This is a genomic window from Pseudomonas shiyinii, assembly GCF_056725765.1.
Genome location: NZ_CM161522.1, coordinates 484,336 through 505,753 on the forward strand (window position 1 = coordinate 484,336; position 21,418 = coordinate 505,753).

Consider the following 21,418-nt stretch of genomic DNA (forward strand, 5'->3'; position numbering starts at 1 on the left):
AAAGCAGCCCAGTCACAACTCAACCTGCTGACCCGTGTCAACCCCGCTACGCTTGAATCTTTCAGAATCACCCTTATCTATTGGTCATCTCAGGCAGGTTTCTTCATTACAGGTGCTATCCATCGCTCCGCCTGCCCTTATAGGAAGGTATCCCTCATGCGAATAGACCGTTTGACCAGTAAGCTGCAACTGGCGTTATCCGATTCCCAATCCCTGGCCGTGGGTATGGACCACCCGGCCATCGAGCCCGTGCACCTGATGCAGGCGCTTATCGACCAGCAGGGCGGCTCCATCAAACCCCTGCTGATGCAGGTCGGCTTCGACGTCAATGGCCTGCGCCAGGCCTTGGTGAAGGAGATGGACCATCTGCCGAAGATCCAGAACCCTACCGGCGATGTGAACATGTCCCAGGACCTGGCGCGCCTGCTCAACCAGGCTGACCGCCTGGCCCAGCAGAAGGGCGACCAGTTCATCTCCAGCGAGCTGGTGCTGCTGGCTGCCATGGACGAGAACAGCAAGCTTGGCAAGCTGCTGCTCAGCCAGGGCGTGAGCAAGAAAGCCCTGGAGAACGCCATCAACAACCTGCGCGGCGGCGCGGCGGTCAACGACCCCAATGCCGAGGAGTCGCGCCAGGCCCTGGACAAGTACACCGTCGACCTGACCAAGCGTGCCGAGGAAGGCAAGCTCGACCCGGTCATCGGCCGTGACGATGAGATCCGTCGTACCGTGCAGGTGCTGCAGCGCCGTACCAAGAACAACCCCGTGCTGATCGGCGAGCCTGGCGTCGGCAAGACCGCCATCGCCGAAGGCCTGGCCCAGCGCATCATCAACGGTGAAGTACCCGACGGCCTCAAGGGCAAGCGCCTGCTGGCGCTGGACATGGGCGCCCTGATCGCCGGCGCCAAGTACCGCGGCGAGTTCGAGGAGCGCCTGAAGGCCCTGCTCAACGAGCTGTCCAAGCAGGAAGGCCAGATCATCCTGTTCATCGACGAACTGCACACCATGGTCGGCGCCGGTAAAGGCGAGGGCGCCATGGACGCCGGCAACATGCTCAAGCCGGCCCTGGCCCGTGGTGAGCTGCACTGCGTCGGTGCCACCACGCTGAACGAGTACCGCCAGTTCATCGAGAAGGACGCCGCCCTCGAGCGCCGTTTCCAGAAGGTGCTGGTCGACGAGCCGAGCGAGGAAGACACCATTGCCATCCTGCGCGGCCTGAAAGAGCGCTATGAGGTACACCACAAGGTGGCCATCACCGACGGTGCGATCATCGCAGCGGCCAAGCTCAGCCACCGCTACATCACCGACCGCCAACTGCCGGATAAGGCCATCGACCTGATCGACGAAGCGGCCAGCCGCATTCGTATGGAGATCGACTCCAAGCCGGAAGTGCTCGACCGTCTCGACCGTCGCCTGATCCAGCTGAAGGTGGAATCCCAGGCACTGAAGAAGGAAGAGGACGAAGCGGCCAAGAAGCGCCTGGAGAAACTCACCGAGGAAATCCAGCGCCTTGAGCGCGAATATTCCGACCTCGAGGAAATCTGGGCGTCGGAAAAAGCCGAGGTGCAGGGGTCGGCACAGATCCAGCAAAAGATCGAGCAGGCACGCCAGGAACTGGAGGCCGCCCGCCGCAAGGGCGACCTGAGCCGCATGGCCGAGCTGCAGTACGGGGTGATCCCGGACCTGGAGCGCAGCCTGCAGATGGTCGACCAGCATGGCAAGAGCGAGAACCAGCTGCTGCGCAACAAGGTGACCGAGGAAGAAATCGCCGAAGTGGTGTCCAAGTGGACCGGCATCCCAGTGGCCAAGATGCTCGAAGGCGAGCGTGAGAAGCTGCTGAAGATGGAAGCGCTGCTGCACCAGCGCGTCATCGGCCAGAACGAAGCCGTTACCGCCGTGGCCAACGCCGTGCGCCGCTCCCGGGCTGGCCTGGCCGACCCGAACCGGCCGAGTGGCTCGTTCCTGTTCCTTGGCCCTACCGGCGTGGGCAAGACCGAGCTGTGCAAGGCGTTGGCCGAATTCCTGTTCGACACCGAAGAGGCCATGGTGCGTATCGACATGTCCGAATTCATGGAGAAACACTCCGTGGCTCGGTTGATCGGTGCCCCGCCCGGGTACGTGGGCTACGAGGAGGGCGGCTACCTGACCGAGGCTGTGCGGCGCAAACCCTACTCGGTGGTGCTGCTCGACGAAGTGGAGAAGGCGCACCCGGATGTATTCAACGTGTTGCTGCAGGTGCTCGAGGATGGCCGCCTGACCGACAGCCATGGCCGTACGGTGGACTTCCGCAACACGGTGATCGTGATGACCTCCAACCTGGGCTCGGCGCAGATCCAGGAACTGGCCGGTGATCGCGAGGCCCAGCGGGCTGCGGTGATGGATGCGGTGAGCTCGCACTTCCGTCCGGAGTTCATCAACCGGATCGACGAAGTGGTGGTGTTCGAGCCCTTGGGCCGCGACCAGATCGCCGGCATCACCGAGATCCAGCTCGGCCGCCTGCGCAGCCGTCTGGCCGAGCGCGAGCTGTCGCTGAGCCTGAGCCCGGAGGCCTTGGACAAGCTGATCGCCGTCGGCTACGACCCGGTGTATGGCGCACGTCCGCTCAAGCGTGCGATCCAGCGCTGGATCGAAAACCCGCTGGCGCAGTTGATCCTCAGCGGGCAGTTCCTGCCTGGCGCGGCGATCACCGCCAAGGTCGAAGGCGACGAAATCGTCTTCGCCTGAGCCCAGCAGTAAAGAAAGAGCCCCGCATTGGCGGGGCTCTTTCGTATCGGCTTCCTGGTGTTGGGCCTGCCGACGCAGTTGCGGGACAACGCAACCCCCTGATTTTTCTGGACCCGATCTAACTTGCTGAAAATTTTGAAAAAAATACTTGCACAGAAAATCGAGTGCCCCTAATATACGCCCCGCTGTCAGGCACTACACAGATCACCGGCGGTACAAGGGATCTGAAAACAATTTGCAAATCAGTAACTTGAAAGCAAATTGGGGGTTGACAAGCAAAACGAAGAATGTAGAATAGCCGGCCTCAGCAGCGACAACGCTGAAGAGTTCGAAGCTAACACAGCCTTCGAAGTTGTACGAAGTTCAGTTCCGCGATAGCTCAGTCGGTAGAGCAAATGACTGTTAATCATTGGGTCCCTGGTTCGAGTCCAGGTCGCGGAGCCAATTTCGGGGTGTAGCGCAGTCCGGTAGCGCGCCTGCTTTGGGAGCAGGATGTCAGGAGTTCGAATCCCCTCACCCCGACCATTTTCAGGGTCGTTAGCTCAGTTGGTAGAGCAGTTGGCTTTTAACCAATTGGTCGTAGGTTCGAATCCTACACGACCCACCATGTAAAAAGGGCATCTCCAATGAGATGCCCTTTTTCTTTGCCTCGAATTTGATACGCCTGCGATTTTGGGCCTGCCTTGCAGGCCTTCGCGGCACAAGGCCGCTCCTACAGGAAAACGCGATCCTGTGTAGGAGCGGCCTTGCGCCGCGAAAGGGGCGTCAAGCGCCCCCAGCGATCGTCAGTGCAACTTCAACCGCGGCTCGGTACCCCGTCCAATCTTGCTCCCGAGCATCATCATCGCCGTGCGGAAGAACCCGTACAGCGCCATCTGGTGCATCCGGTACAGCGATACATAGAACATCCGCGCCAGCCAGCCCTCCAGCTTCACGCTGCCCATCAGGTTACCCATCAGGTTGCCCACCGCCGAGAAGCGCGACAGCGACACCAGCGAGCCATAGTCCTTGTATTCGTAGCTCGGCAGCGGCTTGTTCTCCAGGCGTGCCTTGAGGCTCTTGGCCAGCATCGAAGCCTGCTGGTGCGCCGCCTGTGCCCGTGGCGGCACATTGCGGTCGCTGCCCGGTTGCGGGCAGGCGGCGCAGTCGCCGAAGGCGAAGATGTCATCGTCGCGGGTGGTCTGCAGGGTAGGGCGCACCACCAACTGGTTGATACGGTTGGTCTCCAGCCCGTCGATGTCCTTGAGGAAGCCCGGCGCACGGATACCGGCCGCCCACACCTTCAGGCTGGCCTGGATCACTTCGCCGGAAGCCGTCTTCAGCCCATCCTCGGTCACCTCACTGACCGCCGCATTGGTCATCACCGTCACCCCGAGCTTTTCCAGGGTCTTGTGCACCGGCACACTGATGCGCTCGGGCAAGGCGGGCAGCACGCGGGGGCCGGCCTCGATCAGGGTGATGTGCATGTCCTTGGGCTGGATGCGGTCCAGGCCATAGGCCGCCAGTTCATGGGCCGCATGGTGCAGCTCGGCCGCCAGTTCCACGCCTGTTGCGCCGGCGCCGACGATGGCCACGCTGATCTTCTCGCTGGCCACATCACCGGCATGGGCGCGCAGGTAATGGTTGAGCAGCTGCTGATGGAAGCGCTCGGCCTGCTTGCGGGTGTCCAGGAACAGGCAGTGCTGCGCCGCACCCAGGGTGCCGAAGTCGTTGGTGTTGCTGCCGACGGCGATCACCAGCGTGTCGTAGCCCAGGGTGCGCGCAGGCAACAGCTCGCGGCCCTCTTCATCGAGGGTCGCGGCCAGTTGGATCTGCTTGGTTTCCCGGTCCAGCCCGCTCATGCGTCCCAGCTGGAAATTGAAGTGGTTCCACTTGGCCTGGGCCACGTAGTTCAGTTCGTCTTCCGAGGAGTTCAGCGAGCCTGCGGCCACTTCGTGCAGCAAAGGTTTCCAGATGTGCGTCAGGTTGGCGTCGACCAGGGTGATCTCGGCCTGCTTGCGCTTGCCCAGGCTTTTACCCAGGCGGGTCGCCAGTTCCAGGCCGCCGGCGCCGCCGCCGACAATCACGATGCGATGAGTCATTGGGATATCTCACAAGTTTTACGGAATTCGTGGCCATGTCGGCCGGCCGCGGCTTGCAGGAGAGGAGGGCGAGCGCGAGGCAGCTCATAGCACCAGTCCACTCAGCAGGCGGCTCAACAGGCCCAGACCGATGGTCACCGCGACCACCAGCACAAGGAGCAGCAACGGCCGGAAGGGCCTGCGCTCGACTCGATGCTGGGGGGCACGCAGGTACTCATCGACGCGACGCTGATCTTCAGGATTCAGGCGGCTGGTCATGGTGGGCCTCGTCAGATAGACGTTTGTGACTGCGTGCACGCCACAGCGTTCACGCAAGCGCTTGAAACAAATGATAATGCGTTCTATCCCTGGCGCCGAGTGTACGCCATCGCAAAGACTCTCGGCACTGGATCAAAGACTGATGCCCACGTCGAAGACAATGCTGCGCCCCAGGTTGCCGCGTAGGAAATCCGGCGCGTCGGGGTGGGCGAACAGCACTCGGGCAAATGTCGGCCCCACCAGCGACAGTGACCGCCAACCCTGGCGCAGGTACTCGGTGGGCGGCGGGAAATGGCTGTTGAGGTCCAGTACTTCGCGCTTGAGGCTGGCGAAGGCGATGATGTCCAGCTCGCCCAGGTCCAGCCCGCGTTCCTGGTAGTTGTGCGCCTTCTTGCGCAGGGTCGGCGCCAGGCGCCCGAGCAGTTCCTGGGCACTGATCCGCCGTGGCCTGGCCTCGCGGCGCACCAGCTGGCTCAGGGAAAACGCGCTGCGTCGGCGCTGCAACTCCTCGCGCCACTCGTCATTGAGCCGGCGCCCTTCATCGAGCACGAAGAACACCTCGAACGCCGCATCGCGAAACAATACGTCTGGCGGCTCCTGGCCGGCCGGGGTGAAATCCTCGCTGCGGTAGGGAATATTCAGCCCTTGCAGCAGGCGTTGACACACCCAACGCTCGCGTTCCCATTTGCGGGCATTGGACAGAAACGCATTCGCTTGTTCGGCCTGTATGGTGAGCAGGCGCAGGTAGTCTGAGTCATCCATGGGAACAAGCTTAGTCGCTATCGATGACGGTAAGATGCTGTTTGTGCGCAAGAATCGCCCTTCGCCCAGCCCGGCCCGGCCGGCGCTGGCAACGATAGGGTGTAGACTCGGCCTATTCGGCACGGCAGAAGGAGCGAACCGGTGATCAGCGCGCAGGTCCTGTCCACCACCAGCCTCACCCTGGGTTGGCTCGGCTACGTGCCCCTGCTCATCTGGGCCCTGGGCCGCACACGCTGGGTGGAACTGTTCAGCGACAGCCGCCGCCAGCACCTGCTGTTCGGCACCGTGTTCGGCCTGTTCATCCTGTGGTTGGTGCGACGCGACTTCGACACGGGCGTGTCCTACCACTTCATCGGCATGACCGCCGTGACCCTTCTGCTCGACTGGCCATTGGCGATTGTCGGTGGTGCCCTGGCCCAGCTCGGCCTGCTCGCCCTCGGGCGCCTGGAGCTGGCTGCGCTGGGCGTCAACGGCCTGTTGATCATCGGCCTGCCAGTGCTGGTGACGGAGGTGTGCGCCATCCTGGTCGAACGCGCCCAGCCGCGTAACCTGTTCGTCTATATCTTCTCGGGGTTCTTCGCCGCGGCGTTGTCGGCGCTGCTCTGCCTGCTCGCTGCGCTGGGCCTGCTATGGCTCGATGGGCGTTTCGCTATGCCGGAATGGCTGTCGGACTTCATCGGTTACCTATGGCTGATCATTTTCCCCGAGGCCTTCATCAACGGCACGGTGATCAGCGCGCTGGTGGTGTTCTGCCCGGAATGGCTGGAAACGTTCAACCGCACCCGATACCTGCAGGCACCTTGGAACGACGAAGATCGCTGAGGCCGTGTCGCAGCCAATAAGGCGCGGCCCTGTGGGAGCGGGCTTGTCCCGCGATCAAGGGCGAAGCCCTTGCTATGCCGCCGCGGAGGGCTGGGCCGGTTTTAATCGCAGGGCCAGTCGGGCCGCCGCACCCACCGAGCCAGGCTAACTTCAAAACTCCGAACCCCTTCTTGTAGGAGCGGGCTTGCCCCGCGATGGGCCGCGCTCCTTTGGCATTCCCAGAAACAATTTCCTAACTATATAAATCAGTTTTTCCTTATTGTTCGTAGTCCATTTCCGATTTGCCATTTTACCGCCTTTTCTCCATTGCAGCGTCGTTCTCCAGCGCCTAGCCTCGCTCTGCACGACCCATTGCGAGGTCTGTTTCTTTTAATAATGACCAAGGAGAAGGTACGTATGTCGTTCGACGCATTCATTCAAATCGATGGAATTCCAGGCGAAGCGCTGGATGAGAAGTACAACAAGTGGATTGAAATCACCGGTTATAGTTTTGGCGTGAATCAAAGCACATCTGCGACAGCAAGCTCTGCAGGCGGTGCAGCGTCGGGGCGTACCAACCTGACGAATTTTACTTTCACTAAGTTCTTGGACAGTGCCAGTTGCAAACTGATGGAAGCCAGTTGCGCCGGGCAGCATCTGAAGGAGGTGAAGCTTGCACTCTGCAGAGCGGGCGGCGAGAAGCTCAAATATTATGAAGTCATTCTCGAAGAAGTGATCATCGCCGACTATACGCAAGAAGTGGGTGGTGGCGTGCCTGTCGAGATAGTGCAGTTGAATTACGGGCGAATCAAAACGACGTATATCCAGCAGAAACGGCAGGACGGTACCGGTGGCGGTAGCGTAGCAGGGGGCTGGGATCGGATCGGCAACAAAAAATACGCATGAGGTATTGAGATGTCCAGCGCTCGATCCTTCATTAATGCCAAGACACAAACTTACGAATCGCTCAAGGCCGGTTTGGTACTCTCAAGAAATGAGCGAGCGAAATTCGATGTTCTGAATGCGCATATTGTCGATAGTGTAGTGCTGCCGGGGGAGCTCGTCATCTTAGGTGACCCGATCACCCCCGGCTGTACTAGTCACGAAGCCTATCTGATGAATCTGGCTATTAGTGTGCATAGGGACGTATTACTACGTGGCCCTGGCGCGGATGATTTTCTTCTAGAGAATTTCGATCTGCTGAAGAGTCTACTCCCCAATGCATCGTTGGGCATTGGTGTAGTCAGCGGGGCTTGGAGTAAACACCTGGACAGAATTCACGCTACGCTTCTGGAGATCGAGAGTCTTTATCGGGAATATTTGGGGAAAGGTACCCTGAAGGCACGGGATGAGTTCTACGCCAAGCGCAGTGCCTTGTTTTTGAAACTGGGGGAGCAACTGGACAATATGGCCTCATATGGCTCACGCTTGCGTCGAGAAAGTTCGGTTAAAAGAACGCTGAATATCTCGACCAAGAGCTATCTGCATACCGGAGAGATAGCTGAGTATGCAGAAAAGCTCTCCGGAGTTGCCAAGGCCAGCAAGTTGTTAAAAATGGGGACGCCTATTGGTATTTCGCTTGATGTTACGATGACGGGAGTGTCTATTTATAAGGCTTGTACGTTGGGGCGTGAGGAGGAATGTCGGGAAGCAAAATATGTCGAATGGGGAGCGCTCGTAGGGGGAGTTGGGGAAGGATTTTTGTTGGGGGCTGTAGGCTCTACAGCTGCGAGCTCATTGTGCGTGGCGCTGGGTTTTTCGACATATGGATTGGGGACTTTTTTTTGTGGAATTGCAGGTGGGGCTGTAGGGGGAATGGTTGGAGGAGCATTAGGAAGTAACCATGGGGAATTTGTTGGGAAATACTTGTACGAACGTGTAGGTGATTGATGAGTATTCATCCGGCACTGTTGATGTTGTTATTATTTTTATTGGCTGTTAGTGGTTTTTTAATGTTTTGTTACGTAGCAGCCCGTTATGTGGACTATATGGAGTCATATCTACCTACCAGTCATTATATGAGGGGTAATAAGTTGTATTTCTCAGAGATGGGGCTGCTTGGTAAGGTTTTGCGTGCGGGTGCGATAGCAGTGGCTTTAACGGCACCCAACCTATTTGCTCGTAAGGGGGCGGTAAATCTTAAAGAGATAGAAAATTTTCCTTTGCGAATGAAGTGGTTTCTAATATTTCTATGGAATGGGTGGGTGGCTCTATTGTTTATATTGTTGGGGGTTGGTTTTTTCATTGGAATATAACGAGGCTCGGGTTTTGTTTTAGCTAAGTGTAGTGCTGTCGGGGAGGGAATGGCGTGGGTACGTTGGGGAAAAAGATAGGTGTGTATCTATGATGAAATAGAATGGTGATGAAATGGAAGTTAATGGATTTTGGTTGGGGGTGTTTTTGGCGCTCGTTCTGGTTTTTTGTGTGTTGATTTATATATCGTATCGCTATGTTGAGTATTTTGAGGGTCTATTGCCTGGTAGTGCATTGGTACGCTTGAATAAGAGGAACTTTGCTTACGCAGGATTGCCGGGAAAGGTGGTGCGTACTTGCACGATTGCACTAATTTTGAGCGTTCCTAAGTTTGCTTCTAGCAAGAGCTTGATTGATATAAGGGAAGTTTATGGTGTTCCAATTGGTGTAAGGTTTTTGCTGGTTGGCATTTGGTTTCTCATGGTTTTTTTAATTGCGGCTGCGATGTTTTTTGCTTATTCGATAGATGCCTGATTTAAAGTTTATGCCGGTAATCGATAGGTGCTTGTCATGCACTGTTGAGCGGGCTTGCCCAGCGACGGGCCGCGTTATCTTTTCCGAGCTGCCATGCTTTTGTCGTAGGGACACGTGGTTATAGGAAACTTTGGCTGTACCTGTCGAAGCGGGCGGTTATTTCCGTATGTGGATGGCGATGAGTTAAGCGTTTTGGGGGCAGCGTGGAGGATATTGATTTACGTTTGGCTCTATTGTGTCTATTTGTAATAATGATTCTTAATTTTTCAGTCTTGGTGTATATCGCTCATCGCCATGCTGAATATATAGAGTCATTAATGGGGAATGTATTTCTGAATCAGGGGGAGAATCTTTTTTTTGGGTTTGGGCTTGTAGGTAAAGTTATGTATACGGGCGTGGTTGCCGGGGTGTTGACTGTTCCTAAACTTTACGCGCTTAGAGGGGCTATTGATATGGCTGCGCTAAAAAAGTTCCCTGCTGGCATGAGGTGGGCTTTAGTCTCGACGTGGAACCTTAATTCAATACTCTGTGTGCTGTTATTTATATTGGCCCCTTTTTGAGATATTGCTGGAATATAAGCGTCTGAGCAAATAAAAAGGCAGTGTGGTCTTGGGGGTTATGAGGTGTTGTTAGTCTTCGTTTGGTTGCGGGGCGTAAAGATATAAATGTATCTGGTTGATTTTTTAAATGTGTGGTGATCTTGGCTTGATAGAGCTTTTTTTATTTTTAGCGATGATTTTGATTTCGTGCTCTTTGTTTTGTATGTCGGGCCGGTACTTGGGCTATGTAGAGGCGCTGTTGTCAAATAGCACTTTTATCATCGCGAATCGAGTTGCTCTGGATGGTGGCGTGCGGAGCAGGATGACGCGTCTTTACTCAATCGCGTTGTTGCTGGCATTTCCTAGGTTTTTTATATAGAGAGGGTTGCTCGATTCTAATGATTTTGAACACTTCCCTGCTCCTGCAAGATTGTGGCTTGCATTCAATTTTTATTTTAGCGTTTTTGTAATAGGGGCGATGATGATCTGTGATCCAAAGGGGGGCTAGCGGTATGTAAGGCGTGAGGTCAATGCTTTAAATAGGCTGGCAACAATTTACGGAAAGCGCCCCAGAGCACTCGGGACGCTTGTCCACAGTTCAATGCCGAGGCTCAAGATCCCCAGAATAAAGCTCATCCTCCGACTCATCCGCCCCCGGAATCTTATGTTCCTCAGCCGCCCAGGCCCCCAGGTCGATCAGTTTGCAACGGTCAGAACAAAACGGCCGAAACGGGCTCTTCTCGCTCCATTCCACAGGTGCACCGCATGTCGGGCAGTCCACAGTCATCGGCTGGCTCATGGCTGGCCTCCTCGTAACGTCAGGTAAAAGTGGTGCAGACGGTCGATCTGCTCATGCAACCAGCCAAGGTCACGGTCATTGACCACCACGTCATCGGCATGGCGCAACCGTTCCTCGCGGGCCGCCTGGGCCTTGAGGATCGCCTGCACCTGCTCGGGGCTGGTGTTGTCCCGCGCCAGGGTGCGCTGGATCTGTAGCGCCTGCGGTGCATCGATCACCAGCACCCGCTGGGTCTTCTCGATCTGGCCAGACTCCACCAACAGCGGCGAGACATAGATCGCATAGGGCGACTCGGCCTTGGCCAGGTAGCTGAAGATCTCCTGCCCGATCAACGGGTGCAGCAGTTCTTCCAACCAGCGGCGTTGGGTGGGATCGGCAAAGATCAGCTGGCGCAGGGCCGCGCGGTCAAGCTGCCCGTCATCCTGCAGCACGCCAGGCCCGAAGCGCTCGACGATGCTCGCCAATGCCGGCCGGCCAGGCTCCACGACCCAACGCGCCGCCTGGTCGGCATCGACCAGGTGCACACCCAGCTCCACGAAACGCGCTGCCGCGGCACTCTTGCCGCTGCCGATGCCGCCGGTGAGCCCGAGAATCCAGGGGGTAAATGCCGCAGTGGTCATCAGTTTCCAAGCAGTTGCATGTAAGAGACGTATATTTCATCACCCCAGAGCATCGCGATCCAGCCCGCAATGGCCAGGTACGGCCCAAAAGGCATGGTCGAGCCCATCGATGCCTTGCGCAGGCGCAACAGGCATACGCCGATCACCGCCCCCACCACCGATGACAACAACAGCGTCAGCGGCAACACGTGCCAGCCGCCCCAGGCGCCGATCAGTGCCAGCAGTTTGAAATCGCCGTAGCCCAGCCCTTCCTTGCCGGTGACCAGCTTGAACAGCCAGTACACCGCCCAAAGGCTCAGGTAACCGATGATCGCCCCCCACACGGCTTCAGGCAGCGGCACGAACACGCCGAAGGTGTTGCAGGCCAGCCCCAGCCAAAGCACCGGCTTGACCAGCGCATCGGGCAGCAGCTGGTGATCGCTGTCGATCAGGCTCAGGCTCAACAGGCTCCAGGTCAGCACCAGACCAAGCAGCGTCTGCAGCGTCGGCCCGAATTGCCAAGCCACAACCACCGAAAGCACAGCGCACCCCAGCTCCACCAGCGGGTAGCGGATGCCGATGGAGGCCTTGCACGCCGAGCACCGCCCACGCAGGGCCAGGTAACTGAGCACCGGGATATTCTCCCAGGCGCGAATACGATGCCCGCAATGAGAACAACGCGATGCCGGCAGGCACAGGTCGAAGCGCTCGTGCTCTTGCACGGGCAGGCCAAGCACGTCCTGCGCCTCGCGCTGCCATTGGCGTTCGAGCATGATCGGCAGCCGATACGCCACCACATTGATGAAGCTCCCGACCAGCAGGCCCAGCAGGCCTGCAAAAGTCAAAAACAGTGCCGGCTGGCCGGCGAGAAAAGTCCAGAGATTCATGTCAGACCAAGTTACCCAACTGGAAGATCGGCAAGTACATGGCGACCACCAGGCCACCCACCACCACGCCGAGGACCAGCACGATGGCTGGCTCCAGCAGGCTGGTCAACTGGTCGAGAGCCTGGCTGACCTGTTCTTCGTAGTGTGTGGCGGCTTTTTTCAGCATCTGGTCGAGCGTGCCGCTGGATTCGCCGATCGCCGCCAGTTGCACCAGCAAGGGCGGAAACAGCGGGTCCGCCCCCATCGCCTGGTGCAACCCCTGGCCGTTGCCCATGGCCTGGCGCAGGCGCAAGACCGCCTGCTCATGCACCTGCCCACCACATACCGTCGCCACCGTACCCAGCGCATCGAGCAATGGCACCCCAGCCCCATAGGCCGTGGCCAGGCCCCGCGCAAAGCGTGCCAACGCCGCCTGCCCCAGCAGCTTGCCCAGCACCGGTACCCGCAACGCCTGGCGTGTTATCCACAGTCGAGCCGGCGCATGACGCCGGTGAAGCTCGCGCACGCCCACCATCAACAACACAACCACCGCCACCAACCAAGGCGCATAACGACCAAGCCCTGTGGACAAGTCGATCACCCACTGCGTGAACGCCGGCAGCGCCGAATCGAAGCTGGCGAACAACCCCTGGAACCGCGGCACCACCTCCAGCAGCAACAGCGCCGACACCCCCAGCCCGGTCAGCAACAGCAGCAACGGATAGAGCATCGCCTTGCGTACCCGCCGCTGCAGCGCCTGGCGCTGCTCCAGCATGCCCGCCAGTTGCTCGAGCTGCCCATCCAGCGTGCCGGACTGCTCACCCATCCGCACCAGGTTGCAGTACAGCCGGTCGAACCACGCCGGGTGGCGTTGCAGCGCCTCGGCCAGGCCCAGCCCCGCGCCAACATCCTGTTGCAATTGCGCCAGCAACCGCCCCAGGTGCTCATCGCCCCCGCTGCGCCCCATCACCTCGAATGCCTGCAGCAGCGGCACGCCCGCCTTGAGCAAAGTCGCCAGCTGCCGACTGAACCCCGCCGCATCCGCCTTGCCACGCCCTGCTGGCCAGCGCCATTGCACGCGGCTCGCAGGCCGCACCCGCCCCACGCGGATACCCTGGCGCTGCAGGTCGGCGCGCACGTATGCCAGGCTGCGCCCCTCGGTGCGGCCGTTGATTCTGTTGCCGTTGATGGTGGTGCCTTCCCAGGCGTACACGCGTGTCGAATGGCTCATGCAAAAGTCCTTTGTTGCAATGCCGACAAGCCTCGTAACAGCTTGCCGTGCCCATGGCCGGGCGGGTTTCCCTGTTGGTCACTAGAGTAGTCCAGCGAGCCCGGCATCCAGGCGGGCAGGGGTGACAAAAGGTGTCGGTTCGGCTCTACTGCGCGCCTGTCTGTCCTAGGTGTCCGAGATTGGATCCAAGGCATAGCCGTATCAACAAGGAAAAGCGTTCATGAAAGGGCAACGGGGCATCACCCTGATCGAGCTGATGATCGTCGTGGCGATCATCGGCATCGTGGCGACCATCGCCATTCCCATGTACACCAACCAGCAAGCCCGCGCCAAAGCCAGCGCCGGCCTTGCGGAAATCTCCGCACTCAAGACCGCCATGGAACTGCGCCTGAACGAAGGCAAGGACGTCGCCGACGTCACCGCCCTCGGCGGCCAGCCCACCACCGCCCACTGCGCCATCACCGCCCGTGGTACCGCAGCCGACGGCACCGCGGCAATCACCTGTACCCTCGCCGATGCACCGGCCAACGTACTCGGCAAGACCCTGACCTTGACCCGCACCACCACCGGCTGGCGCTGCACCACCACGGTGGAAGTAGACCTCGCGCCGAACGGCTGCAAGGGCGCCTGAGGCTGGCGCCAGGGGAGGGGGAATAAGCGAGGGGAAACAGGGGTTTGCGTAACGCCCGCGGCAGTGGTAGCGTTGCGCTCACGCCGGTGTAGCTCAGTCGGTAGAGCAGCGCACTCGTAACGCGAAGGTCGCAGGTTCGATTCCTGTCTCCGGCACCAGAGACCAGTTTCCAGAAGTCTATGACTGTCTACGAAACACCTCACAAAGCCCGCCTATTGCGGGCTTTGTTGTTTCTGTCTGTCTCTTTTTGTCTCTGGGCATCTATGCGATTTAGGGATATGGTTAGGGATATCTCGGTTCGACAAGGAAACGTATCCCTATGGCGCGCACAGTGGTGCCTCTCACCGATCCCAAATGTGATGCGGCCAAGCCTCGGGAGAAGGACTACAAGCTGTTCGATGGCAAAGGCCTCTACCTGCTGGTGAAGCCGTCAGGCGTCAAGACTTGGCGTATGAAGTACACCAAACCTGATGGCCGTGATGGTTTAGCAACGTTTGGCAACTATCCGGCGCTCGGCTTGAAAGCGGCCAGGGAGCGACGCGCTCAGGCGCTTGAACTCCTTGCTGCTGGGAAAGACCCCATCGAGCAGGCGCGCTTGGACAAACAGGAAGCGGTCAATGCCCGGGCGAATACCTTCCGTTTGCTTGCACAGGAATGGCATGCGGCCTGCGCTCGTAAGTGGACACCTGGTCATGCCTCCACAGTTTGGCGACGCATTGAATCCCACCTGTTGCCCACTCTCGGTGATCGTCCGGTCGCGGAGCTGAAAACACGGGATCTGCTTGTTCCGCTGAAAGCGGCGGAAAAGCGGGATACCTTGGATACGGCTGCACGCCTACGCCAGTACATGACGGGCATCCTCCGTATGGCGGTTCAGCATGGCCATCTAGATTTCAACCCTGCGATCGATCTGCAAGGCGCCACGGCTACCCGCAAAACAGCGCATCGGCCTGCTTTGCCATTCGAGCGCTTACCTGAGCTTCTCCAGCGGATAGATGCCGACAGCGGGCGCGGCCTGACCAAGCTCGCGGTGCAGCTGACCATGTTGGTGTTCATCCGCTCCAGCGAGCTCCGCTTCGCTCGCTGGGGAGAGATAGACATGGGGAGGCTGATGTGGGAAATCCCTGGCGAAAGGGTGGCTATTGAGGGGGTGAAGAACTCCCATCGAGGCACCAAGATGAGCACGCCACACTTGGTGCCGCTCAGCCGACAGGCTGTAGAGGTGCTGGAGAAAGTTCGTAACCTCACTGGTCGTTTCGATCTGGTGTTTGCGGGTGACCACAATCACTGGAAGCCCATGAGCGAGAACACCGTGAACAAAGCGCTGCGACGAATGGGGTATGACACCAAAGCAGAGGTATGCGGCCATGGTTTTCGGACAATGGCCTGTTCTGCACTGGTTGAGTCTGGACTTTGGAGTAAAGACGCGGTCGAGCGGCAAATGAGCCACCAAGAGAGAAACACAGTACGTGCCGCCTACATTCACAAGGCTGAGCACTTACAAGAGCGGAGGCTTATGGTGCAGTGGTGGGCCGACTATCTGGATGCTAATCGCAGGGATGCAATTACTCCCTATGATTTTGCCCATGGGAGGTCCCTCCATCCATGAAGCAGACTGAGATGATGGTGGAGGGCATGACAATGCTTGTCCCATCAAAAGCCGGTGTACCAGGTGTAACCCGTGTAACGGATCAGGCCAAGACGCTGAAATCATTGGGGATTAGGCACGTAACACCGACTAGAATATTTTCGTACACCCGGTGTAACCTCGCCGTCCCGTGTAACGCCAATAGCCCCTCGCCCGCCTGCTGGCCCATGCGCATGCTCTCTCAGGTCAATGCGAATCGCGGGCTCGGCGCAAACTGCCGGGGCGTGGGGGAATGTTGATGCAGCGTGACTCGTGGTCTATTGAAGGGCTGGCCATCCACCCAACCCGGACTGAATCCAGCACCATAAGGGAACATCTGAAGCGTCTTCCAATCTTCAGCGGCTACGCTCCAGAGGTTGATGCCGTGCTGAATATCATGGAGCTCTGCCGCCACTGGCTCCCGGAAGAAATCGGCGCAGAGCTGAGCAATGCTGCGCTGCAACACAATGACGCGATTTATCAGGTGATTTCTCACTATGGGGCTAGCCAGTTAGCGGCCCAGCTTCGCAGCTTCACCGACCTCGAAGCGGCAACAGATATACAGCTTATTGCCGCTTTCGCACTGGCAAGTGCAGTCCATGCCTTATGCGGCTTAGCCGAGCACCTGAGTACACCGGGGCAGGAAATACCGGCACTTGAGTATTATCAGATGCACCTCAACTGCATTGAGAACTACGTGCCTGGTGCTAGCGCCTGGCTAGATCCTGATGAAAATGCAGCATGCTGCGAGATAGGCGACTTGGCCAACGCAGCGTCGAGGCATGCGGACACCAAAATCGACGGGGTGTTGAGTAGGATTGCTCGGCGTCGGGAAGGCTTGGAGAGCCGTGATCAATCCATCGAAGCGAAAGCGCTGGAACTCATCAACGCAGGAACAGCCATGCACAATCTGAACAGCAAACTACGTGCCTGGCAGGAGCGCGAAACAGGGGCGTCGCTATCGAAAGTTCAGATGGGGACAATCCTAAAGCGCATTCCCTGGCTGGGTTATAACCCTCCCAGTTCACTAAGCAAAAAGTAAAGTGAACGTTCACAGCTAGGTAGCCCCTGCATAGGCTCCGCCCTGTAAAACCAATACAGGGATACAGCCATGACACTCCAATCCGCACCGCTGGCCGGCGCCGTAATCGATCAGTCGGCCAGGCTCATTCGTATGAAAGAAGTTTTAGAGCTCGTGGGGCTTGCACGCCCGACAATCTACAAACTCATGAGCCAACCTGAAAGCACCTTCCCTCAGCCTGTGAAACTCACTGACAGCACCGCCCGCGGCGCTCCCGTGGCTTGGGTTCTTTCTGAAGTTCAGGCCTGGACGCGCGCTCGTATCGCTGCGCGTGACAAGGTGGCCGCATGACGCCCATTTTCCTCCCTCACGCAGCGCTCGATGCAATCGACGAACTGGGTCAAAAGGCTCCAACACATGGGCGGTTGGTGCGCTTGCAAAAACTGCGGGACGAAGCGCTGGCCAAAGGGGCGCACGTACTGCTGCTGATTTGGCCGACTCTCGATTGGGGGCTACTGGCTATCGAGACGCCTGGCGACGTGACGATTCGAGATGCGGCGCAGTTGGTTCCCAACGTGCTCGCCAATCCCGATGCACTAGGGCAGATGTATGAGAAGGCGCGGCAAGGCCGCAATCTCACCTGGCTCAAGCTTGAGCGCCGCCCGGTCGCCGCCCACTAACGAGAACGCCCCCGGCTGCAACCGAGGGCGTCTGAGGATATTCACTTTGCCCGCCTACTCTATGCCATGGCCCAGAGCCATGCAACCTGCCCACACTTATCAGCTTGCGCCTCGTCGGTTCACACGTTACTCTTCGCAGGTCGCTGCAAATTCAGCGACCGGGTTTGGCGACCCGAGCTTAAGAAGGCGCACAGGCGCCCCCATCACGATTGCAGGCGCTTTTTTTGTGCCCGCATTCCCGTGTTATGGCGGCTGTGCGTGGGAGACCTTCGGGTCTGCCGGGTTCCTTCTTACCCGGTTCGCCAACCTGCGCACAGCTGCCACCCTAATTCGTTTGGCGACGGACCGTGGCAGCTCCCATTTAAGAAGGAGCTCCGCCCATGCACGCCCTCAATCCGTCCGCCCTCCAGAACCACATTGCTGCCCTGAAGGCCCGTGCCATTGCGGCACTGCACGCCGACTCGTCCCTCTCCGTCCGCTTGGCGCGTTACAACGCTGCGATGGCCCGTGCTCGCGCCCTGGAAGCAAACGGGGGTGCCCAATGACCACTCCAACACAGCACTTTTCTCAGCCAGAAGACCTGCTTTGCATCACAGCGAAAGCGCCGGCAGGCGTCCCGATTGATGCGCTCACCTGCGCCATTGAGCGAGCCCAAGCAGTGCTGTGCTTGCTGGAGGATCAGTTCGAGTCGGAACAGGGCCAACGCTTGGCTAACCGTGTGATCCTCGGGGCCCTGTGGGACGTACGCGGAACGCTGGAGCAGATCCGTACCCTGGTCGTGCATGCCGACGACTCGACCTGCCATGTCGCGGAAAGGGGGCGGAAATGAGCGCGCACATTCAGGTTAATACAGCGGGTGAAGCCACCTTCTCTAAGCACAACTCCTTGAATCAACCATTCTTCCGGGTATGCCCCGGTATCTCCGGTGAGGAAGCGTTGGAGCAGGCGTCGGTGCTGATGAGCTGCGTGAGCAAACTGACCCAGCTGGCTGGCGTAAGCGAAGACAACAATGCACTGGTGTGGGCGGCACATTATCTGGGCGAGCAGGCTAAGGCGCTTGTCGATGATGTGACCACTGGGATTCAGATTGCCGAGGGGGGCCAAGCATGAGCAGGACCACCCCCAATTTCCGGCATCCGACCTTTGCCCAGGTCAAAGCGGCTTCCCTGGCGGCGATTGATCGCGTGCTAGCCCATTGGCTTCCCAATGGCAAGCGTGTAGACGGCGGCAAGGAATACACCGCTCCCAACCCAACCCGAGCTGACAAGCATTCAGGATCGCTCAAGGTGAATCTGGCCAAAGCTACCTGGTGCGACTTCGCCACCGGTGACAAAGGCGGCGATTTGATCGACCTGGTGCGCTACCTTGATCGCGGCACCGATGTGGAAGCTTGCAACAAGCTGGCGGCTTTCCTCGGTGTCGAGGCAACGAATAGCAACAACGTCACACCACCCACTGGCCAAGCCAAAAAGCCAGAGTGGGTGCCCGTGTTGCCCATTCCTGAGCAGGCAATGCAGAAGGTGCTGCAAGTGCACCGGCAGCACGGTAAACCTTCCAAGGTTTGGATTTACCATGACGCCAACGGTCAGCCACTTATGGTGCTGTACCGTTTTGACCTTGGGCCGGATGAGACCGGCGCGGCGCGCAAAGTCTTCGCGCCCCTCACCTGGTGCAAAAACTCTGCTAACGGCTCGCTGGCCTGGCGCTGGCAGGGCTTATCGGAGCCACGCCCCCTCCTGCGCCTTGATGAGCTGGCTAAACGTCCCTCGGCACCAGTCGTATTGTGCGAGGGTGAGAAGGCCGCTGATGCCGCTGCCGATCTGTTGCCCGAGCATGTTGCCACCTGCTGGCCTAACGGGACGAACTCTTGGCAGAAGGCTGATTTCGCGGCGCTAGTCGGGCGCGACGTATTGCTGTGGCCAGACAACGACGCTCCAGGCTTGAAATGCATGGATGCCTTGGCCGATCACCTGCGAAAGCTCGGAGCAGCCACGGTACGAACAGTAGCCTTGGCGGTGTTCGGGCAACTCCCTGGTATTGACGGTGAGCGCCCCACTTTCGCCCTAGGCGGTGAGTGGGGAGAAGGTGACGATGCGGCGGATGCCCAATCCAAAGGCTGGACTGCTCTACACTTGGCAGAGCTGCAGCGCACCGGGGAGCTGTTCGCCCTCGCACCTGCCGCCACACCCACTAAGCAGAGCAAGACCACTGGCCAGGCCAAGTCGCAACCCGAGAAGAAAACCGCCCCGGCCCCGAGCGGCTTCCGTGTCACAAAAGATGGGGTGTTCTATGCCGGCAATGATGGCGAAGCACGCCAGGTTTGTTCACGGCTAGAGATATTGGCTCGCACCCGTGACGAAAAGGGCCACGGCTGGGGCCTGCTGGTGGAGTTTGATGATCCGGATGGGGCCAGCAAACGCCTCAACATTCCGGCCAGGGCGATGGCGGGTGACTTTGGTAAGGAGGTGCTCGCTCCACTGGTCGACATGGGGCTGCGCCTGGCGCCCGTGCGTACTGCTCGCAATTCGCGCAACGACCTGCAGAGCTACCTGCAAGGCTATGACGGCTCCGAGCGCGCTCGCTTGGTCACTCGTCTGGGCTGGCATGGGGATGCTTACCTAGTGCCGGATCGGCAGATCGGTGCCAGCACGGAATACCTGCACTTCTATGAAGCCGGCGCCCAGCTCCCACCCATTACCCAAGTTGGAACACTAGAGCAGTGGCAACAGCAAATCGGTACGTTGTGCGTGGGGAACAACCGCCTGACGTTCGTCGTGTGCGTAGCTTTTGCTGGAGCGGTGCTGCACTTACTTGGCCATGAATCAGGCGGCTTCCACCTCTACGGCGACAGCTCCGGCGGGAAGACCACCCATTTACAGGTGGCCGCTTCGGTTTGGGGAGGGCCACGCCTGGTGCGCTCCTGGCGTTCTACCGATAACGCGCTGGAGAGTATCGCGGCGGCACACTCCGACGGCCTTCTGGTGCTTGATGAAATCGGGATGTGCGATCCACGGATCATCGGGGAGACGGTCTACATGCTTGGCAACGGCACAGGCAAAGCCCGGGCGAATGACCGTGGGATGAGCGGGCGCCAGGTACAAGAATGGCGACTGCTGTTCCTTTCCACGGGGGAAAAGACCCTTGCGCAGCACATGGCCGAAGCAAACAAGGATTTGAAGGCGGGTATGGAAGTACGGCTATTAGCCGTGCCGGCTGATGCCGGAAAAGGACTGGGGTTGTTTGAGGAACTGCATGGTTTTGAAGATGCCGCTGCGCTTTCGGATGCGCTGAAAGCCCGTGTGACCAAGTCCTACGGATCACCTGCACTGGCATTCCTGTCGGCCCTGTGCGACCCGGTCAAACTACGCGCCTACATAGCCATGGTCCGCAGTACAGTGGAGCGCTTTACTGCAGAGGCACTGCCAGTCACAGCGAGCGGACAGGCTCAGCGAGCGGCTACTCGCTTTGGGTTGGCAGCAGCGGCTGGAGAGTTGGCCACCGCCCTGGGCGTTACCGGGTGGCCGGATGGCTTAGCTCTCGACTCTGCCCGCGTATGCCTGAAGGCTTGGTTGGCTGAGAGAGGCGGCGCCGGGAACATGGAGGGCGATGCAGTTCTTGCCCGCCTCCGCCAAGTGATCGAGAGGTTTGGAGAAAGTCGCTTTACACGCTGGGAATCGACGGCTGCCAAGGTAGATGAACACGGCCCCCGCACTATTGACCGGCTCGGCTTTCGCAAATCGATGGAGCACGGCATGGGTGACACGTCGCACACGACGACAACCTATTACGTACTTCCCGAAGCTTGGCGCTCTGAAATCTTCCGAGGCATGAACATCAATGCAGTGAACAAAGAGCTGCTGAGGCGTCGGGTATTAGAGCCTGGCAAAGATGGCAAGGCCTCCACCTCTGTGCGCCTGCCCGGCCTCGGCCTACAGCGCTGCTACGTCGTCGTTACTATCCCTGAACCGGCTGAAAACGAAGCACAGGCCGCTTGAACCACTACCTCTAAACCCACGAGGTGGTGTCGGCAACATATGGCCTTGCCAGCCTCGACACGACAATTTTCCATCTTTAG

At 58.9% G+C, this 21,418-nt stretch carries 21 protein-coding genes and 4 tRNA genes; 18 read left to right on the forward strand and 7 right to left on the reverse strand.

What is annotated here, in order from left to right:
• Positions 1-156: 156 nt before the first annotated feature.
• The 4 genes from clpB (at position 157) to ACXHGZ_RS02360 (ending at position 3,328) form a co-directional block, all read left to right on the forward strand.
• Positions 157-2,721: an ATP-dependent chaperone ClpB gene (gene clpB, locus ACXHGZ_RS02345; protein ID WP_480462191.1), complete on the forward strand. Its 2,565-nt coding sequence runs from the start codon at positions 157-159 to the stop codon at positions 2,719-2,721.
• 368 nt (positions 2,722-3,089) lie between these two features.
• Positions 3,090-3,165 (forward strand) — tRNA-Asn (locus tag ACXHGZ_RS02350).
• A gap of 4 nt (positions 3,166-3,169) precedes the next feature.
• Positions 3,170-3,246: transfer RNA gene (locus tag ACXHGZ_RS02355), tRNA-Pro, on the forward strand.
• 6 nt (positions 3,247-3,252) lie between these two features.
• Positions 3,253-3,328 (forward strand) — tRNA-Lys (locus ACXHGZ_RS02360).
• Positions 3,329-3,506: 178 nt separating this feature from the next.
• Here the strand turns inward: ACXHGZ_RS02360 and ACXHGZ_RS02365 are convergent.
• The 3 genes from ACXHGZ_RS02365 to ACXHGZ_RS02375 form a co-directional block, all read right to left on the reverse strand.
• A complete protein-coding gene (locus ACXHGZ_RS02365) occupies positions 3,507-4,802 on the reverse strand; it encodes an NAD(P)/FAD-dependent oxidoreductase (protein WP_084857033.1) in 1,296 nt (431 codons plus the stop codon).
• An 84-nt stretch (positions 4,803-4,886) separates the two neighbouring features.
• Positions 4,887-5,060, reverse strand: coding sequence for a DUF3094 family protein (locus ACXHGZ_RS02370; RefSeq protein ID WP_084857035.1), 174 nt, complete (start codon positions 5,058-5,060; stop codon positions 4,887-4,889).
• Positions 5,061-5,192: 132 nt separating this feature from the next.
• Positions 5,193-5,822: a DUF1780 domain-containing protein gene (locus ACXHGZ_RS02375; protein WP_084857037.1), complete on the reverse strand. Its 630-nt coding sequence runs from the start codon at positions 5,820-5,822 to the stop codon at positions 5,193-5,195.
• Positions 5,823-5,963: 141 nt separating this feature from the next.
• Here ACXHGZ_RS02375 and ACXHGZ_RS02380 point away from each other — a divergent pair, with 141 nt between their 5' ends.
• From ACXHGZ_RS02380 to ACXHGZ_RS02400, 5 genes are all read left to right on the forward strand, one after another.
• The gene (locus ACXHGZ_RS02380; RefSeq protein ID WP_368829381.1) at positions 5,964-6,644 is read left to right on the forward strand and encodes an energy-coupling factor ABC transporter permease; all 681 of its coding nucleotides are present in this window, start codon (positions 5,964-5,966) and stop codon (positions 6,642-6,644) included.
• A gap of 396 nt (positions 6,645-7,040) precedes the next feature.
• Entirely contained in the window at positions 7,041-7,529 is a 489-nt protein-coding gene (locus tag ACXHGZ_RS02385; RefSeq protein WP_084857041.1) for an Hcp family type VI secretion system effector, read from the forward strand.
• A 9-nt stretch (positions 7,530-7,538) separates the two neighbouring features.
• Positions 7,539-8,513, forward strand: a complete 975-nt coding sequence (locus ACXHGZ_RS02390; protein WP_480462194.1) for a hypothetical protein — start codon at positions 7,539-7,541, stop codon at positions 8,511-8,513.
• A complete protein-coding gene (locus tag ACXHGZ_RS02395) occupies positions 8,513-8,878 on the forward strand; it encodes a hypothetical protein (RefSeq protein ID WP_480462196.1) in 366 nt (121 codons plus the stop codon). Before ACXHGZ_RS02390 ends, ACXHGZ_RS02395 begins: the two co-directional genes overlap by 1 nt.
• A 112-nt stretch (positions 8,879-8,990) precedes the next feature.
• Entirely contained in the window at positions 8,991-9,350 is a 360-nt protein-coding gene (locus tag ACXHGZ_RS02400; protein ID WP_480462198.1) for a hypothetical protein, read from the forward strand.
• 1,137 nt (positions 9,351-10,487) lie between these two features.
• On the opposite strand, the gene yacG is transcribed toward ACXHGZ_RS02400, so the two are convergent.
• Genes yacG through ACXHGZ_RS02420 form a run of 4 tightly spaced genes read right to left on the reverse strand, consistent with a single transcriptional unit; the run spans position 10,488 to position 13,384 of the window.
• Positions 10,488-10,688 carry a DNA gyrase inhibitor YacG gene (gene yacG / locus ACXHGZ_RS02405; RefSeq protein WP_084857049.1) on the reverse strand — a complete coding sequence of 67 codons (201 nt, stop codon included), beginning with the start codon at positions 10,686-10,688 and terminating at the stop codon, positions 10,488-10,490.
• Positions 10,685-11,308, reverse strand: a complete 624-nt coding sequence (coaE, locus tag ACXHGZ_RS02410) for a dephospho-CoA kinase (protein WP_084857051.1) — start codon at positions 11,306-11,308, stop codon at positions 10,685-10,687. Before coaE ends, yacG begins: the two co-directional genes overlap by 4 nt.
• Complete coding sequence (locus ACXHGZ_RS02415) at positions 11,308-12,174, reverse strand: prepilin peptidase (protein WP_084857053.1); 867 nt, start codon at positions 12,172-12,174, stop codon at positions 11,308-11,310. The genes coaE and ACXHGZ_RS02415 overlap by 1 nt, the downstream gene beginning before the upstream one ends.
• Before the next feature lies 1 nt (position 12,175).
• Complete coding sequence (locus ACXHGZ_RS02420; protein ID WP_480462200.1) at positions 12,176-13,384, reverse strand: type II secretion system F family protein; 1,209 nt, start codon at positions 13,382-13,384, stop codon at positions 12,176-12,178.
• A 220-nt stretch (positions 13,385-13,604) separates the two neighbouring features.
• Between ACXHGZ_RS02420 and ACXHGZ_RS02425 the strand changes: the two genes are divergently transcribed.
• The 9 genes from ACXHGZ_RS02425 (at position 13,605) to ACXHGZ_RS02465 (ending at position 21,338) form a co-directional block, all read left to right on the forward strand.
• Positions 13,605-14,015 (forward strand): pilin, encoded by a 411-nt coding sequence (locus ACXHGZ_RS02425; RefSeq protein ID WP_465001721.1) that lies wholly within the window; start codon positions 13,605-13,607, stop codon positions 14,013-14,015.
• A gap of 82 nt (positions 14,016-14,097) precedes the next feature.
• Positions 14,098-14,173: transfer RNA gene (locus ACXHGZ_RS02430), tRNA-Thr, on the forward strand.
• A gap of 161 nt (positions 14,174-14,334) precedes the next feature.
• A complete protein-coding gene (locus ACXHGZ_RS02435; RefSeq protein WP_480462203.1) occupies positions 14,335-15,624 on the forward strand; it encodes a tyrosine-type recombinase/integrase in 1,290 nt (429 codons plus the stop codon).
• Positions 15,625-15,895: 271 nt separating this feature from the next.
• Positions 15,896-16,684 carry a hypothetical protein gene (locus ACXHGZ_RS02440; protein WP_480462204.1) on the forward strand — a complete coding sequence of 263 codons (789 nt, stop codon included), beginning with the start codon at positions 15,896-15,898 and terminating at the stop codon, positions 16,682-16,684.
• A 69-nt stretch (positions 16,685-16,753) separates the two neighbouring features.
• Positions 16,754-17,014 carry a helix-turn-helix transcriptional regulator gene (locus ACXHGZ_RS02445; RefSeq protein WP_480462206.1) on the forward strand — a complete coding sequence of 87 codons (261 nt, stop codon included), beginning with the start codon at positions 16,754-16,756 and terminating at the stop codon, positions 17,012-17,014.
• Positions 17,011-17,343 carry a hypothetical protein gene (locus tag ACXHGZ_RS02450; RefSeq protein ID WP_480462208.1) on the forward strand — a complete coding sequence of 111 codons (333 nt, stop codon included), beginning with the start codon at positions 17,011-17,013 and terminating at the stop codon, positions 17,341-17,343. Before ACXHGZ_RS02445 ends, ACXHGZ_RS02450 begins: the two co-directional genes overlap by 4 nt.
• A gap of 541 nt (positions 17,344-17,884) precedes the next feature.
• Positions 17,885-18,172 (forward strand): hypothetical protein, encoded by a 288-nt coding sequence (locus tag ACXHGZ_RS02455; protein ID WP_480462209.1) that lies wholly within the window; start codon positions 17,885-17,887, stop codon positions 18,170-18,172.
• Positions 18,169-18,453 carry a DUF3077 domain-containing protein gene (locus ACXHGZ_RS02460; protein ID WP_480462210.1) on the forward strand — a complete coding sequence of 95 codons (285 nt, stop codon included), beginning with the start codon at positions 18,169-18,171 and terminating at the stop codon, positions 18,451-18,453. The genes ACXHGZ_RS02455 and ACXHGZ_RS02460 overlap by 4 nt, the downstream gene beginning before the upstream one ends.
• Positions 18,450-21,338 (forward strand): DUF927 domain-containing protein, encoded by a 2,889-nt coding sequence (locus tag ACXHGZ_RS02465; protein WP_480462212.1) that lies wholly within the window; start codon positions 18,450-18,452, stop codon positions 21,336-21,338. Before ACXHGZ_RS02460 ends, ACXHGZ_RS02465 begins: the two co-directional genes overlap by 4 nt.
• Positions 21,339-21,418: the final 80 nt, after the last annotated feature.